This is a genomic window from Planctomicrobium mucosum, assembly GCF_051466335.1.
Classification (GTDB): Bacteria; Planctomycetota; Planctomycetia; order Planctomycetales; family Planctomycetaceae; genus Planctomicrobium.
This window is the reverse complement of record NZ_CP195793.1, coordinates 2551274-2567741: the sequence shown is the minus strand read 5'-3', so window position 1 is coordinate 2567741 and position 16468 is coordinate 2551274. Positions and strand designations below refer to the sequence as shown.

16 protein-coding genes are annotated in these 16468 nt (G+C 52.5%); 12 read left to right on the top strand and 4 right to left on the bottom strand.

Annotated features, from left to right (window positions below; all coding sequences use genetic code 11):
* Positions 1-252: 252 nt before the first annotated feature.
* Positions 253-696 (bottom strand): hypothetical protein, encoded by a 444-nt coding sequence (locus tag SH668x_RS10360; RefSeq protein ID WP_437184982.1) that lies wholly within the window; start codon positions 694-696, stop codon positions 253-255.
* 262 nt (positions 697-958) lie between these two features.
* On the opposite strand from SH668x_RS10360, the gene SH668x_RS10355 reads away from it, so the two are divergent.
* On the top strand, positions 959-1921 hold the full coding sequence (locus SH668x_RS10355; RefSeq protein ID WP_437184981.1) for an L-threonylcarbamoyladenylate synthase: 963 nt from the start codon (positions 959-961) through the stop codon (positions 1919-1921).
* A gap of 26 nt (positions 1922-1947) precedes the next feature.
* On the opposite strand, the gene SH668x_RS10350 is transcribed toward SH668x_RS10355, so the two are convergent.
* Positions 1948-2793, bottom strand: coding sequence for an amidohydrolase family protein (locus tag SH668x_RS10350; protein ID WP_437184980.1), 846 nt, complete (start codon positions 2791-2793; stop codon positions 1948-1950).
* Between the two features lie 187 nt (positions 2794-2980).
* Here SH668x_RS10350 and SH668x_RS10345 point away from each other — a divergent pair, with 187 nt between their 5' ends.
* Positions 2981-3907: a hypothetical protein gene (locus SH668x_RS10345; protein ID WP_437184979.1), complete on the top strand. Its 927-nt coding sequence runs from the start codon at positions 2981-2983 to the stop codon at positions 3905-3907.
* A gap of 8 nt (positions 3908-3915) precedes the next feature.
* Positions 3916-4677: a 5'/3'-nucleotidase SurE gene (gene surE, locus SH668x_RS10340; RefSeq protein ID WP_437184978.1), complete on the top strand. Its 762-nt coding sequence runs from the start codon at positions 3916-3918 to the stop codon at positions 4675-4677.
* Between the two features lie 167 nt (positions 4678-4844).
* Here the strand turns inward: surE and SH668x_RS10335 are convergent, their stop codons facing one another.
* On the bottom strand, positions 4845-6104 hold the full coding sequence (locus SH668x_RS10335) for a sulfate adenylyltransferase (protein ID WP_437184977.1): 1260 nt from the start codon (positions 6102-6104) through the stop codon (positions 4845-4847).
* A 613-nt stretch (positions 6105-6717) separates the two neighbouring features.
* Here SH668x_RS10335 and SH668x_RS10330 point away from each other — a divergent pair.
* From SH668x_RS10330 to serC, 5 genes are all read left to right on the top strand, one after another.
* Entirely contained in the window at positions 6718-8043 is a 1326-nt protein-coding gene (locus tag SH668x_RS10330) for a UDP-glucose dehydrogenase family protein (protein ID WP_437184976.1), read from the top strand.
* A 126-nt stretch (positions 8044-8169) separates the two neighbouring features.
* Complete coding sequence (locus SH668x_RS10325) at positions 8170-10032, top strand: cation:proton antiporter (RefSeq protein WP_437184975.1); 1863 nt, start codon at positions 8170-8172, stop codon at positions 10030-10032.
* Positions 10033-10039: 7 nt separating this feature from the next.
* A complete protein-coding gene (locus SH668x_RS10320; protein ID WP_437184974.1) occupies positions 10040-10957 on the top strand; it encodes a peptidylprolyl isomerase in 918 nt (305 codons plus the stop codon).
* A gap of 126 nt (positions 10958-11083) precedes the next feature.
* Positions 11084-11923, top strand: coding sequence for an MBL fold metallo-hydrolase (locus SH668x_RS10315; RefSeq protein WP_437184973.1), 840 nt, complete (start codon positions 11084-11086; stop codon positions 11921-11923).
* Positions 11924-12056: 133 nt separating this feature from the next.
* Positions 12057-13139, top strand: a complete 1083-nt coding sequence (serC, locus tag SH668x_RS10310) for a 3-phosphoserine/phosphohydroxythreonine transaminase (RefSeq protein ID WP_437184972.1) — start codon at positions 12057-12059, stop codon at positions 13137-13139.
* A 125-nt stretch (positions 13140-13264) separates the two neighbouring features.
* Here the strand turns inward: serC and SH668x_RS10305 are convergent, their stop codons facing one another.
* Positions 13265-13741, bottom strand: coding sequence for an MEKHLA domain-containing protein (locus tag SH668x_RS10305; protein WP_437184971.1), 477 nt, complete (start codon positions 13739-13741; stop codon positions 13265-13267).
* A 186-nt stretch (positions 13742-13927) separates the two neighbouring features.
* On the opposite strand from SH668x_RS10305, the gene SH668x_RS10300 reads away from it, so the two are divergent.
* The 4 genes from SH668x_RS10300 to SH668x_RS10285 all read left to right on the top strand — a co-directional run bounded on the left by SH668x_RS10300 (position 13928) and on the right by SH668x_RS10285 (position 16451).
* A complete protein-coding gene (locus SH668x_RS10300) occupies positions 13928-14110 on the top strand; it encodes a hypothetical protein (RefSeq protein WP_437184970.1) in 183 nt (60 codons plus the stop codon).
* Positions 14111-14112: 2 nt separating this feature from the next.
* Entirely contained in the window at positions 14113-14796 is a 684-nt protein-coding gene (locus SH668x_RS10295) for an anthranilate synthase component II (protein WP_437184969.1), read from the top strand.
* Between the two features lie 128 nt (positions 14797-14924).
* Positions 14925-15368 carry an alternative ribosome rescue aminoacyl-tRNA hydrolase ArfB gene (gene arfB / locus SH668x_RS10290; protein WP_437184968.1) on the top strand — a complete coding sequence of 148 codons (444 nt, stop codon included), beginning with the start codon at positions 14925-14927 and terminating at the stop codon, positions 15366-15368.
* Positions 15369-15371: 3 nt separating this feature from the next.
* Complete coding sequence (locus tag SH668x_RS10285; RefSeq protein WP_437184967.1) at positions 15372-16451, top strand: phosphatidate phosphatase App1 family protein; 1080 nt, start codon at positions 15372-15374, stop codon at positions 16449-16451.
* The last annotated feature ends 17 nt before the right edge of the window (positions 16452-16468 follow it).

The window sequence follows — 16468 nt, the reverse complement described above, 5'->3', positions numbered from 1 at the left end:
GTGTGTGTTGGCGAATATTGGCAGAAATTCGTTCAAACGCTGCGTTTTTCGCCGCCGGAATGCCACACTCTCGGGAGAGACTTTTTAGTTGCGGCGACTTAACCAACAGTCGTTGCTGAAAGAAAAACAGGATGGATGAGAGCCAACTCGTCCATCCTGTTTGCTTTTGAAATCACCCGAACTTCAGATCAATGCAGAATGCAGACTGCAGGTCGGGCACCCCGATACGCGCCTCGCATCACTGAAACTTCATCAATGAACCAAAGTCAGTTTCACAGCTGGTTCATCTTGCATTCTGACCTCACAATCAGAGTCGGTCGTCCCTGTTCGGAGACTCAACTGCGGTCGCAACTCGCGGTCTGGCCCCACCCTGTGGTGGATAAACTCTGTTCCGTGTTCATCTGCACCGTATAGTTGAAGGCACGGATATTCAGGCTCATCATATCGGGCGAACAGTTCCTCGAACTGCTGCCGCTGCTCTCGAGCGATAATCAGTCCGGTAAAAGCGGCCATCAGCCCCCAGGTCCCGAGGAATGCAACAGATGTTGCTCTAAGATATTCACTGGATGAGATTTCCGCGCTCTCCACGCCAATACTGTTTGGCATCTTTAATTGGTGAACGACACCAAATCCGATGGCCAGACAAACTCCCTGCGCGACGCAGAGTCGTAGGAAGAATTTTTGAAAGGTCGTCATTGAGGAATTTCTCAAGGAAGAAAAGAGGTCGCTCAAACCTAGGACATGAATCAATTGAGGATGTTGTTTTTTCACAACACCGACTGGATAATCCTGAACTGACAGAGCGGTTTTGCTGCTTCTGACGATAAATTCAGTGGAGACGAAGAAGCCCCTCTTTGAAAGAATGGGAATTCCACGGAGTTCAACGTTCAAATTTGCAGCCGATTTCGGTAACACCCCTCTTTTCATTTTTTGCTTTTTTCTCTCTGGCAGGTCCCAATTGGCTGCTGAACTGACTGACGATGTACTGCGAGCTTCCCTAAAGTTGAAAGAAGGGGGGCTCGTCGCATTCGCAACCGAGACCGTCTATGGACTCGGCGGAAATGCACTGGATGTCGCAGCCGTCTCCAGAATCTTTTCAGCCAAACAACGTCCACACTTCGATCCGCTGATCGTTCATCTCTCCGATGCAGCAGACGTTTCCCTCGTTGTGCAGGAAGTTCCGGAACTGGCGCATCGACTCATGACCAAGTTCTGGCCGGGACCGCTCACGCTCGTTCTTCCGAAAAAAGAATGCGTTCCAGATCTGGTCACAGCAGGGCTTCCAAGCGTCGCGGTCCGAGTACCAGACCACCCCGTTGCCCGCGAGCTGATTCGGTTAAGTGGCGTCCCGGTCGCTGCTCCCAGTGCGAATCCCTTCGGGCGCATCAGCCCAACAACTTCGAAGCACGTTCTGGATTATCTCTCCGAAGAGATCGACATGGTTCTGGATGGGGGACCTTGCCGTATTGGTGTCGAATCAACGGTTCTGCTTGTCGCTCCGAATCAAACGCCAATTCTCTTGAGGCACGGTGGACTCAGCGTTGAGGACATTGAAAACGAGATTGGTCCGATCGATCATCTCTCATCACGGGAGAGTGAAGGGGGGGCGCAGATCGCCCCCGGGAGACTTCTCAAACACTACGCACCGCGTAAACCGCTTCAAATCATCGACCACTGGGGTCAGGCGCCCACTGGACCGAATGTTGCCGCAATGAGTTTCGGCCCACTCGACAATTCGCACGAATTTGGATGCTTGGAAATCCTCTCTCTATCATCGTCTCTCACTGAAGCCGCAGCGAATTTCTTCGCTGCACTGCGACGTCTGGATGATTCTCAAGCTCAAAGAATTGTCGCTACCCGCTTCCCAGAACACGGACTCGGGGCAGCGCTCAACGACCGACTCTCGCGCGCTGCCAGATGATTGAGGTCACTATGATCGAGGTCACTTCAGTTCTGCTTCAAATTGTAGAACTTTACAGCGGTCCGCGAGTAAATCTGCTCCTGCTCGCTGAGACTGAGTTGGGAGATACATTCATCGAACGCGGCGAAGACCGCTTCATAGCTTCCCGCGAGTTCACACACCGGCCAATCTGATCCGAACATGCAACGTTCGGCACCGAACAAATCGATCGCGTGTTGCACATACGGTCTGAGATCCGTTGGCTGCCAGTTTTCCCAATCCGCTTCCGTCACCATGCCGGACAACTTCACGTACAGATTGGGAAACTTCGCGGCCGCTTTCAGATCAGGTAGCCAGTCGTCAATCGACTGCTCTTTGATTTTCGGTTTGGAAAGATGATCGATGACCATCGGTAATTCCGGGAGTTCTTTTGCCAGAGTCGCTGCATGTTTCAGGTGCTTTACGAAGAACAGCAAGTCAAACGGAACGCCGTGCTTTTGAAGCACTTTTAGCCCGGTGATAATCTCTGGACGCACAATAAAGTTGTCGTCCGATTCAGCCTGTGTGATATGACGAACGCCGACGAATTTCGGATGGCCTTTGAATTCCAGCAACTGAGCTTCACACTCGGGACTTGCAAGATCGACCCAACCCACCACGCCCGCAATGAAGTTGTAGTGATCCGCCAAATTGAGTGCCCAGCGAGTTTCATCAAGGTGGTGTTGCGCCTGCACGAAGACCGCTTGTGAAATTCCACATTGATCCAGATGTGGTTTGAGATCCGCTGGCAGGAACGTCCGACGGATTTTCTGATGAGAAGGTGCCTTCAACCACTCCGTATCGAACGGCAGATTCAAGTCCCAAAAATGCTGATGAGCGTCAATGCGTTTCATGGATATTCGCTTCGTCTGTTCAGACTAATTTGAAATTCGCCCCCAACTCTAATGGATCTTCACTCGAAACAGCAGCAATTGATACGTCCATCTTCCTGATCTTTCAAAATCAAACTGCTGTCGCGTCAACTTCGGGTGAAGAGTAAACTTACGGAAAGGGATTCACTTATCATCAAGGAAGTTCACGATGAAGTTCACTCGCCCCGCAGCGTTCTTGGTCGCAGCGTGCTCAATACAAACGACTGCACTCTTTGCACAGGAAAACCGCTTCGAATCCCTGTCCAGCCCTCCTATTCAAACACCGAACAGTGTCGTTTCAGAAGAAGGTCACTTTCCAACTCCGTTCGGGCCCGGAAAAGCCACACTCGGGACATCTCCAGATACTGGAGCTCGACCGCACATTCCCAATCCTTATCTCTCTCCGGCGGATGCGGCTAAGCAAGCATTCCCGTCCCAATTCTATTTGCGGGACGATGTTCAGTATTTTCCGGCGTTTGAGAATCAAACTGTTCCACAAGGAAGGAACAGTTTCCCGGGCAATGTGCATTTCCTCCCACCCGCACCAGAGACGATGTCGCCTCGCGATCGGGTCGCTGCTAAAAATCCGCAGACACTGAAAATTCTGCAATTACGTTCTGCGGCTCAGAACCTCGCACTCGCAGGGTTGCAGGAGGAGAGCGAAAAAATCCGCAAGCTCGCCGACCAACTCCAGCGAGAGTACGAACAGGCGCAACAACCGACTTCGAATGAGGTACTTCTTCAAGAAATTCGGCAATTGCGCAGCGAGATGGATACGCTCCGCCATGAACTCCGCGCATTGCGGCTTCAGCTCAACCTGAAAGAGCGTCTAGGAGAAAAAGTCGAGCCTGCAGAGGATGCTGACAAAAATAGGCTTTCCACTCCGAGCACGCCATCCTCAAAAATTCCGGACGAAGATCTCGACACACCGCGTTCGTCCTTGCCACCCTATCCGTTGCCGACTCCACCGGGTGAACAACTCAATCAATCCGCCTCAAACGATGTGGAATTTGAACTCGTTCCAATTCCTGTCGAAGAAGCCGACGATGTTTCCCCGGTCCCTGACCCAGAACCGACTCCAGCTCCCACGAAGTAGCTCGCCTGATGAAGATTTTATTAGTGAACGATGATGGCATTCACGCCCCCGGCCTGCGGGCCATGCAAGCCACACTCGAAGAGTTGGGAGAAGTCCACGTTGTGGCTCCTCTCGTAGAACAAAGCGGTGTCAGCCATCGCATCACATACCTGCATCCCATTCTGATCAAAGAGATTCAACAGGATGGGAAACGTTACGGCTGGGCTGTGGATGGAAGTCCTGCAGACTGCGTCAAAATGGGAGTCCTTGAACTCTGTCAGGGAGAGCCAGACCTGATCGTCAGCGGGATCAACTCCGGGGCGAACGTCGGGATTAACGTCATTTATTCCGGCACTGTCGCCGCAGCGATTGAAGGGGCGTTCTATGGAATTCCATCGATCGCTGTGTCACAGGCTCAAGGGACGCCCCCAGACTACCAGGCGACAGCGATTCGCGCGGTACACGTCATTCGACAGATCCTGAAACATCCTCATCGACGGGGGACGCTTTGGAACGTGAACTTCCCGAACACAACACCTGAAGGCCCCAAAGGGATCAAACTGACCGGGATGGAAGTTGACCGCCACACAGATACGATCGAGAAGAGAATCGATCCACGTGGACGCCCTTACTTCTGGAGCGGACTGGATCCCCTGAAAAACCATCGACACTGCCCGGGGAACGACGTTCAAGAAATGGCCGACGGGTATGTTACTGTCACGCCGCTGCACTTCGATCTCACCGAGAAAAGTGTCCTCAAAGATCTTGAATCAGCAGAGTGGACACTGTAGTCGAATAAAAGCATGAAAAAGGGACGAGCAGCAAATCGTTGCTCGTCCCTTTTTTTCTACAAAAACCAAGAGGGCGGCACACTTTAGGTGTGGCGCCCTCGTTGTGACAAGCCTTCGCGGCGGGGAAGCGGATTCGCTTCACACGCCGCTCATGGCCAGATTCTGGACTACTGCTTCATCGCTGCCGCCAGGATGCGGCTGGTCGATTCACGCATGATGCGTGGGTCAACCATCTCACCGCGTTGCAGCGTGTTGCGGACGTCTTTGCCTGAAATGAACACTGGCTTCTCGTCCTTGTGACGCTCCATCAGGTCGACGCGACCCATGGAGTCGTAGTAGGCTGCGAAGCCGACGTTCACTGGCTGAATCAGCAATTCGCCGCCCAGCTTGTGGAACAGTTCCTGAGCGTCGAAATCGCCCCAGATGTTGCTGCCGTCGGCGTAAGGAACGTCCGCGTGCTTACGACCAATGACGATGTTGGTGTAGCCCATGTTCTGGCGGTAGATCCCGTGCATGATCGCTTCTTTGGGACCGGCGTAGAACATCTTGATGTCCAGCCCGAGCAGCTTCACGCGGTCTGGAACCTGCTCGCCACGAGCGGTCCACAGTTCGACATCGCTATCACCGTCGCCCATCTGGCGTTCGCTGATGAGCTTCTCGTAGGTTTCCATACGGGTGACAGCGTTGACGTCGTCCCCTTTGGTTTCGCCGATCAGCGGATTGAGCACCGCTCCCGCGTTCTTGCCGGCGCGGAGCAGGGTTTCCAGTGCGTAAACGAGTGCGTACTCGTGAGCACGGTGGAGTGGGTTCCGAGTCTGGAACGCCACAACCGCATCCCAGCCGGTTTCTGCGATCAGAGCACGCACTTCACGTGGAGTGAGGACGTACTTGCCGAATGCGGAGTTCTTTGGCTGTGGGAGAGCGCGAATGGTTCCACCGACCAGGTAGGCCTTGTCGGCATCTGGCCCCTTGAGAACCATGTCTGCCCCGGCATGATCCAGACGGCCTGTGCCGTAGACGCTGCTGAGGTACTTGGTCTTGTTCCAGACGAAGACGTCGGAGAGATCCAGAGTCGCGATGATGTCCCCTTCCGGAGTCGTCAGAGCGACCTTCTCACCGACAGCGAGTGTCTTGGCGAGAGCGGACGTGACAGGGAACGCGATGGGAATCGTCCAAGCGTACAGCTTGCCGTTGTTCTCGATCACCGACTCTTCAAGAACGCGATCGTAGGTTTTTCCGTCCATCGGGCCGGTCAGCGGGCTGAGAGTTCCGTCCCCGAAGCGGTAGACGCTGGAGACGTCCGCTGACGAAAGTGGAACCTGCTTGAGGGAAGCCGCTTCCGCGAGGAATGCCTCACGCTCTGCTTCTGGAACAGTGCAGCAAACAGGTTGGGACAATCCACCATGTGGAGCAATCAAATCAGCCATCAAAGACGCCTTTAGCGAAAGCAAAAGTGATGCAGAACATCAGTTGCGTTCGAAAAACAACAGGCTGCCAGCAGCTGGCTTTGCGGACGCAACGGATGTCTGCGGAATCAGAAACACGACCAGCGAGACCGCGACGGCTGATCAAATCCCCAGTCGTGCGAAAACTCTCGAAGTTCCGGGGGTATAGAACAACAAAATCCGCCAGTCAAGATGGAGCGCCCACCCACCCCACCCCTGAGACTGTACACGTTCAAAATACAGGAAAATTCAAAATCTCTCCGACAATACTGATCGGCAGCTTCCTCAGAGGTTCAAAGAGTCCAAAGGAATTCAAACCCCGCCCACTTTATATAGAAACAGGAATGTCGGTGTCACCGAACGACTACCCCAGCCGCGAAAGAGCAGCAAACCCGCATAACCACCCGAAACCGGCTGATTCCCCCTCTGCGAATCTGGATTCGAGCAGGTCAAAACCGATTCCATGAGAAAAGCCGAGCTAAATTAGGACGGACGATCATCCAAAAACTTGCCTTTTTTCCGCTCGACAGTGCTCGGATGTGCAAGAATCTTAAGATTGCATCGTTGCGAATCGCAGGAAGAACGAGGGAAACGGATGAATATCGTTGTGATTGGAACAGGTTATGTTGGCCTTGTCACAGGAACTTGTTTCGCGGAGAGCGGCAACGATGTCACGTGTGTCGACATTAACACGAGCAAGGTCGAGGGACTGAACGCTGGGATCATTCCGATTTATGAACCAGGCCTCGAAGATATGGTCAAACGGAATGTAGCTGCCAGACGCCTGCATTTCACAACCAATGCCGTCGACGCCGTTCCCAAGGCAGACTGCATCTTCATCGCAGTCGGGACTCCCGAAGGGGAGGATGGATCAGCTGACCTGAAATACGTCTTCGGAGCAGCCGAGTCCATTGCCAATTCCTTGAAAGAAACCGCGATCGTCCTGATCAAGAGCACAGTTCCCGTCGGAACGAATCGCTCCATCAAAAAGCGTCTTGATGCGATCACAGGCCGGGATGTTCACGTCGCTTCCAATCCGGAATTCCTCAAAGAGGGATGTGCGATCGACGACTTCATGAAACCCGACCGCGTGGTGGTCGGGGTCACCAACCAGGAAGTCGCGGAAGTTCTTAAAGAGCTTTACTCGCCATTTCTCCGCACCGAAAATCCGTTCCTGATCATGGGACTCGAAAGCGCTGAAATGACGAAATATGTCGCAAACTGCATGCTCGCGACAAAGATCAGCTTTATCAACGAAATGGCAAATCTCTGCGAACTCGTCGATGCAGACATCAATGATGTGCGACGAGGAATCGGCCACGACCAGCGGATCGGCTTTCAGTTTCTGTTCCCCGGAGCAGGGTACGGCGGTTCGTGCTTTCCGAAAGATGTCAAAGCACTCACCGCCACTGCTTCCAGACATGGATTCACCGCGTCAGTCCTTGAGGCCGTGGATCGCGTCAACGATCGCCAGAAACACATTCTCTACGACAAGATTTACAAGTACTTCGCAGGGCACTTGCGCGGCAAGAAAATCGCCGTCTGGGGGCTATCCTTTAAACCACGGACAGACGATATCCGCGAGGCTCCTTCTCTCAAGCTGATCGATGCACTTCTGAAATCAGACTGCAAGATTCACGTTCATGACCCTGTCGCGATGGAAAACGTGAAAAGACAGTACGGGGACAAACTTCACTATCACGACCATCAGTACGGGACGCTAAATCATGCAGACGCACTGGCAATCGTGACGGAATGGAATCAATACCGAAATCCAGACTTCGATTACATCCGGCACGAGATGGTCGCTCCCGTCATTTTCGATGGACGAAACCTCTTCAATCCGAATCGAATGACTCAGCTGGGAATTTACTACTCCGGAATCGGAATTCATTCCGACGTTCAAATCGTCAGGAAATGATTTTGATGCAAAGTGATCGACAGAGGCCAGTGCCTTGAAAATCGGTCTGGCACTCTCCACAAGATTTGATAAAAGTCCGCAGTGGAATTTCACCATCCCTGAGTTGGATTTTTCAGCAGAGGTCTTGTGGAACATCAATCAATGCTCGTGGCGTTGGCCGGTGTGATTATCCTCGGTACCGGCGCGAAATGGATTGCCTGGTGGCTTAAGCTTCCATCAATTTTGTTGCTGCTCGGATTCGGGTTTATTGCAGGCCCCGTCCTGCACATCGTTTCGCCTGATGAAATGCTGGGGGAACTCCTGTTCCCATTTATTTCCATCTGCGTTGCCATCATTCTGTTTGAAGGAAGTTTGTCGCTTCACTTCTCGCAGCTTAAAGAGATGGGGAGTGTGCTCCTCTGGATATTGACAGTTGGAGCCGCGGTGACATGGGGGCTGTCGCTCCTCGGAGCCCATTTCATTCTCGGGATGCCCTGGCTCCCAGCGACACTTCTCGGGGCAATCCTTGTTGTCACCGGACCGACGGTCATCGGTCCGATTCTCAGACACATTCGCCCGATCGGCCAAGTTGGTCCCATTGCTCGCTGGGAAGGGATCGTGATCGATCCGATCGGGGCTGTGCTGGCAGTTCTTGTTTTCGAAGCATACCGAGCCACACTCGATGCGAACGTGAATCACGCGTGGTTCGTGACCGCTGAATACCTCATCCGCACACTACTCGTCGGGGGATCTCTCGGAGCGATCTCCGCGTGGATCCTTGTAAAACTTCTGAAAAGCCACGCCATTCCAGATCATCTCGAAAGTCTGGTGACCATCCTTCTGGTAGTCGCCTCTTTCGCGGGTTCCAACCTTTTGCAAACCGAATCCGGACTCGTGGCGGTGACGTTGATGGGTGTGCTCGTCGCCAACTCCGGGGCGAACCTGAAACACATCATCGAATTCAAAGAAAGCTTGAGCCTGCTGCTGATTTCAGGCCTGTTCATTTTGCTTGCTGCTCGAGTGAATCCGGTTGCATTTGCTGAGCTTGGCTGGCGAGGTGTTCTTTTCGTCGCGTTTATGATCCTGATTGTTCGACCGGCATCCATATTCTTGTCGACAATCACTTCGAACCTGAAATGGCAGGAAAAGGTCTTTTTGTCCTGGCTGGCTCCTCGCGGTATTGTCGCCGCTGCGGTCGCGTCTGTTTTTGCAATTCAACTCGGTCCAGAAGATGGAGCGATGCTCGTCCCTGCGACCTTTTCCATCATCGTCGGAACTGTGATTGTGTACGGGTTGACGGCGCTGCCACTTGCAAAGCGATTGAATCTCGCGATCGACAATCCCCAGGGCGTTCTCATCGTTGGCGCCCATCGTATCGCTCAGGAACTGGGTGAAGCGATCCAGGAAGCTGGATATCCTGTGTTGCTAGTCGACACGAACCACTGGAACATCAACGCTGCCAGACTGCGAGGACTGCGAACCGCAGACATGAACATCCTTCAGGAGGAAGCCTCTGAAGTTCTTGATTTGGGTGGAATTGGTCGAATGCTGGCGCTGACATCGAACGACGAAGTCAATGCGCTGGCGACCATCAGTTTTTCAGAATTGTTCAGCCGATCCAACGTTTTCCAACTTCCCCCCAGAAGGGCTGCCGAAAAAAATGAACAGACGGTTCAACACCTCAGAGCCCGCTATCTGTTCAATTCTCAACTGACATTTGGGGAACTGGAAAAGCGTTTCGAAGCTGGAGATCACATCAAAACGACGAAGCTGACGAAAGAGTTTGATTTCGCCCACTTCAACCAAACCTATGGGTCCAGCGCGATTCCGCTGTTTATCAGTCACAATCAACGATTGACGATTTGTGATGCAGAGGAGAAGATCGACCCCAAACCGGGGCAAACGATCATCGCACTTGTCCCTCACGAGATTCCTCAACGTCCCCTTCTTCCGGAGCAACGCGAAGAAACTCAAGGGAACGATCCATCGACTGCTGCAGGTACGGAGTAACACGAGCATGGACGCCTTTCGACGAGGATTTCTGCTTTTCGGACTATTGGCTGCGACGTTCTCCCAGGGGCTGCGAGCCGATGACGACCTGCGTATTGTTGCTCGCGTAAATGGTCAGGAGATCTCAAGCAATCAGGTTCAGTTGCAGTTCATCGAGGGGAACGAAGGGCACCCTGACCGTAAGATTTCCCGCCAGAAACTCGTCGAACGTTTGGTTGATCGAGAATTGATCCGACAATTTCTCAAACAGCAGCGAGTAGTCGCAGATCCGCAGAAACTCGACGCGAAAATCCAAAGCATCGAATCACGCATCGCCCAACGTGGCGAAGTGATTCACGATGTACTGGAGAGATATCACATCACTCGAGAAAGCCTACGTGAGGAGCTCTCATTACAGCTTGCTTGGGATCAATATGTCGAATCAACAATTTCCGATTCCGACCTGAAATCCTATTGGAAAACTCACCATGCGGAATGGGACGGAACGCGCGTCAAAGCGGCGCAAATCGTTCTCCTCATTAAAAATAATGCGACCGAAGAGGACTGGATAAAGGCTGAAGCGACTTTGACTGATCTGCTTAAACAGATCGAATCTGGAAAGACAACATTCACGGAAGCTGCGAAAGTGCATTCTCAAAGCCCGTCCGCAAGAAACGGCGGTGATCTCGGAGAATTCGAGTATCACGATCGAGTCATCCAAGCAATTTCCAGCCAGGCATTCTCACTGAAGCCGGGACAGATCAGCAAGGTTTTTCGATCGAAGCGGGGAGTCCATGTGGTGCAACTCAACGAACTGATTCCCGGACAACTCGTTCTGGAAGATGTCCGCATGCCAATCCTGAACCATCTTAGTTCCAAGTTGTGGGACGAGCAGGTCCAGAAGGCCCGATCCGTTGCCAAAGTTGAGATTCTGGATGGGAAATAATTCGTGCGGGATTGCCAAAAGTCGCAAAATGGTCCCGTTCGGCTCAGTTTCTTGACCACACCAGTGCAAACAGTGTTTCAGAACCTTATCCTGTAAGGTTTTCCGTTCTGTAGCTTTGTTGGTGTCATGGTCGACAATCTCCCACTGAAAACGCTCGTCCACAAAGATTTGACGATCGAAGGATACTCGCGCGCCGCTGTTCAAAGCTATTGGCGAATTCCTGAGTTGAAAGTCGGCTTCGACATGGGAGGAAGTCCCTGGTCGTTCATGGGAACACAGACATTCTTCATCACCCATGCTCACCTTGACCACATGGCAGCCTTGCCTGCCTACGTCGCGCGTCGTCGCATGATGAAGATGACTGCACCGACAATTTACGTCCCTGCCGCAGTCGCAGTGCAGGTCGACCGGATGCTGAAGTCCTGGAATCGACTCGATCGCGGTCGCATGCTCTGCGAAATCGTCCCAGCTGAGGCGGGAGCAGAATACGAACTGTCACGGGAGCATGTCGTGACGACGTTTCAAACAACGCATACCGTCCCGTCGTTGGGCTACATTGTCTGGGAACGACGACGGAAATTGCGTCCGGAATACCAGAATCTGACAGGAGATCAGATTCGTGATCTGCGTCTGAGCGGTATTGATGTCTCGGCTGAAGTTCGTATTCCACTCGTCTGTTACACCGGGGATACATCGCCGGCAGGTCTAGATGCTTGCGACGCCACATTCGAAGCACGCATCCTCATCACAGAAGCGACATTCTTCCGTCCGGAACATCGCAAAGAGAAAATCCATAAATTCGGCCACATTCATCTGGATGACATCATCGCCCGGGCTGAGCGATTCAAAAATGAATTGGTGATTCTCGGGCATTTCAGCACTCGCTATCATGAGGAACAAATTCGGAAAGCAGTGCTCAAGCGCCTCCCGGAAGGGCTGCGGGAACGTGTGGAACTTTGGCTTTAAGTGTTCGCACGACAATCTCGGGGAACCAATACAGTTCCCGCCTGTCTGACAAGAAATAACAGTATCGAAGACCATTCGATCAAACGATAACACCCCCGGTAATTGACTGGGCTTTCAACAAGTTGAGGGCTTGATGACAGAACGTATTTTCAATTTCTCCGCCGGACCCGCTGTTCTTCCAGTCGAAGTATTGGAGGAAGCGAAAGAAAACATGTTGTCGCTGGGCAATACCGGAATGGGTGTCATGGAGCATTCCCACCGCGGGAAAGCCTTCATTAGCGTTCTGGCGCAGACAGAAGCTGACTGCCGTCGTCTGGCCAACATCACCGACGATTACCGTGTGCTCTTCGTCCAGGGGGGAGCTTCTTCCCAGTTCTTTACCATTCCTCAAAACTTTCTGAGTGCCAACGACACAGCAGACTATCTGGTCACAGGTGTCTGGGCTCAGAAGGCTGTCGAGCAGGCGAACCGCTTCGGAAAAGTTCATGAAGCAGCCAGTAGCAAAGACCGTAACTTCGCGTACATCCCGAAGACGGCGAACTACACTCCGAATTCCGCCTACGTTCATTACACTTCGAACAACACGATCTTCGGAACGCAATTCAAGTCAGAACCGGACGTTCCCGCTGGAAGCACGCTGATTTGCGATGCGAGTAGCGACATCTACTCCAAGCCGATCGAAGTATCGAAGTATGGAATGATCTACGCTGGTGCCCAGAAAAACCTGGGACCTTCCGGCGTGACACTCGTCATTATTCACAATGATCTGGTGAAACGGGGCAAGCTCGATATTCCCGAGATGCTCCAGTACCGAACCCATGCAGAGAACGACTCTTGCTATAACACCTGCCCGACATTCGGCATTTACTTCATGGGGCTTGTCTTCAAGTGGATCCTCAAGCAGGGTGGGCTTGAAGCAATGGCTCAGCGGAATGAAGAGAAGGCGAATGTCCTTTACAGTTTCCTGGATGAGAGCAAGCTGTTTAACCCAACGGCAGACAAGGACTCCCGCTCGTTGATGAATGTGACCTTCGTCACCGGGAACGATGCGATTGACGCCAAGTTTATTAAGGAATCTCAAGCTGCAGGATTCGATGGCCTTAAGGGTCATCGCAGCGTTGGCGGCATGAGAGCCAGCATTTACAACGCGTTCCCCAAAGAAGGGTGCGTTGAACTGGTGAAATTCATGAAGGATTTCGAAAGCAAGAACCTGTAATCGGTTCTGACCGTCACTGTTGTCGTCCGAGGCGTGAGAGACAACAACTGCTGATACAAGAACTCCCCTGGCGGACGTCTTCAGGCGACACCAGAGGAGTTTTTTTGTTGGTGGAAGCGTTGGCGTTATTGGCCGACAGGAGGGAGTTCTGTCCAGCTTGAGAACGTCGCAGCCTGGCCGGCGTAGTTCCCCTTGGAGTCGATTAGATTCCAGACTGTCGCTTGATCAATGCGAAATCGTCGTCCTGTGGTGCTGACGCGAATCCCGGAATAGTCGTCGACATACCCGTTCCTGGTGGTTCGTTCCAGTAGCCGTGCCCGTTCGTCTCGATGCAATGGCTCTGCAGTCAGGCGGGAAGGGGTTTGCAGTACACGTTCGGCATCTGTTTCCCAAAGTGCGAGCGTCGTTTTGTTCGCATAATTGATAATCGGATCAGCTTGCACCCCGTGCGACAATACGACAAATGGGGCCTCAAACAACGCCTGGGCCTGTTCCTCTGGGGATCCGCTTCTGGAAATCAGTTCGTGCCCCAGCCAGTGCCGATACGAATTGAGGATCAACTGAGCTTGCTCGCACCATCCGGGTTGGTTCCACGAATCCATCTCTCTCGACCTCTTTCGACATCTCAATAATCTAATTTCTCTCAACATGCGATCCCTCGCAGCGAAGGAATGGCCCCTATAGAACCAATTCTGACATTCGAATAGAATTGGCGGAAGCCTCTGAACCAGTTTTTGGCATCTCGGATGACTCCAGCCCAGTTCAGATCGCTGCCTCGGAGCAACGCAATGAATCCCGACTTAGTTCTCGCCCTCGAAGAAGAATGTGAAGCGGCCCTGAAATCTGTAATTGAACAATATCAATTGGCTGGTGTCACCCCGCAGGTGCTGCACCTCATGGCGAAGGCGGCGGTTACTGTTCTGGAAGCTGCGGAAGCAACGTCCAGTCAGTCGATCTGGTCGCGCAGCTAATCATGTCCAATGGGATACTTCTGATCGATAACTACGACAGCTTCGTGTTTAACCTTGCCCGCTATTTGGAAGAGTTGGGAGTGGAAACAGAAGTCATCCGGAACGATCGCATCACCGTCAATGAGATTCGAGAGCGATCCCCTTCGGCGATCGTGCTGTCTCCGGGACCATGCACTCCCGATGAAGCTGGCATTTGCGTGGATCTATTGCAACAACTTGGGAAAAAGATTCCGATGCTGGGTGTCTGCCTGGGGCATCAAGCACTCGGTGTCGCATTCGGGGGGAAAGTCATTCGTGCTCATGAACCGATTCATGGACGCACATCGTTGATCACGCATCAGCAAGCAGGCCTCTTCGCAGAGTGCGCAAACCCTCTCCGGGTGACCCGTTACCATTCGTTGATCGTTGAAAAGTCGTCACTTCCCGACGATCTCGTCATCATTTCAGAAGCGGAAGATGGCACGATTATGGGCCTGCAACATCGCAAGTGGCCACTCTTCGGCGTGCAGTTCCACCCCGAATCTGTCCTCACACAGCAAGGGCACACGATTCTATCGAACTTTCTGCAGTTGGCCGGTGTCACCACCCGTCTTGGGCCGTCCCTAGGCGATCTGCCGGTCAAAGATGACCGATCAGACGACTTTTTTCAGAAAAAGATCGAAATATCTGCATCCAGAATGATGTAAAATTCCCTTCTGAATTTTGGTTGATCTTTTTCAGTCATTCACCCGTATTCAATACGATAGCGACAGAGTTCTCAGAAGATTGAATGCAGGCGTCGTTTTGACGATGATGCATCAGTTACGGTTTTACCATGAATGCCGAGCGGCCGACATTATTGATCGTCACAGAGACACTGAGTGTGCCAACCGCTGAGTTACAGTTCACGTACGTCCGTAGCTCAGGCCCCGGGGGTCAAAATGTGAATAAAGTCAGCTCGCAGGTACAACTCTCCTGGGACCTGACGTTGAACGAGTCTCTTCCAATCGAAGTCATGGAGAGACTTCGCGAATCAGAACGAGGTCGCCTGACGAAAGCCGGTGTCCTGAGAATGGACTGTCAGCGATACAGAGACCGCGAAAAGAACATTCAGGATTGCTTCGAACGTCTCCGACAGATCATCCTGCAGGTTGCCCATCCTCCTAAGAAAAGAAAAAAGACGCGAGTTTCCCGCGGTGCTATTGAACGGAGACTCAAAAATAAGCAACTCAGGGCCGGAGTCAAACAATCCCGCCGACGACTCCGATTAGATGACTGACAAATGACTCAAGACCTTCCTCCTCTGAAAGCAATCGGCGCTCCACGTGCAGTGGAATCGCAGGAGATGGTCGTATTCTATCGGAGCAGCGGACACTACAGCCCCGTCGGGGACTGCTGGCATCTCCAAATCCGCGGCAGCATCTTCTCCTCCTCAAAAGTCCGCTTTCGTAAACGCGCGTTGTTACATCTATTTCAGCGCGTCGTGAAGCCAGAAAAGCAAGTGGAAACGCGACAACGTTTTCTGGACCGGGCACACCTGTTTCTTCAGGACACACGGAAGGGGAAGTCTGTCCCAATCGCGATTGCCAACAAGGCGTTTGTTCTTCCGGAAACTCTCCCGAACGGATACTTCGAAACCACGATCACGATTCAGACTGCCGAACTCGCTCCGTCAATCCAGAGCGATACGTACGGTCGGCAGTTCGTACAATTCTGCGCACATCTCCCGGAAGACGATCAACGCATCTTTACTGGCGAAATCGAACTGGTTTCCCCAACAGGTGTGTCGATCGTTTCTGATGTTGACGACACGATCAAAGTCACAAACGTTGCCAATCGAAAAGAATTGCTCGCCAATACGTTCACGCGGGAATTCCGGTCCGTCGACGGCATGCCCCAGCTTTATCAGAGCTGGGCGAAGCAGGGAGGGACGTTTCATTATGTCTCTTCCAGCCCTTGGCCACTTTACCAGCCGCTCGTCAATTGGCTCGATCAGGATGGTTTTCCCGTCGGAGCGATGCACCTTCGACACATCCGCTTGCGAGACCTGAGATCTGATAAGAAAAAAGGGACATCGTTCCGGACTAAGCTGACCTCGATTCAGACGTTGTTACGTCAGTATCCACAACGGACTTTTTTTCTCTGTGGAGATTCTGGCGAACGCGATGCTGAAATCTATAGCGAGGTAGCAAGGGATTTTGGCCGACAAATTTCGTTTGTTGCGATTCGGGATTGCTCTGAAAACGGGGTTGGGTCATCGAAATCCCAGTTCCTCGAACTCTTCAAACATCTTCCAGCGGACCGCTGGACAGTCTTCCGCGATCCTCAAGAACTGAATGAAATCCAACTCGCGTTGGAATAATGTGATCGAGATTCATT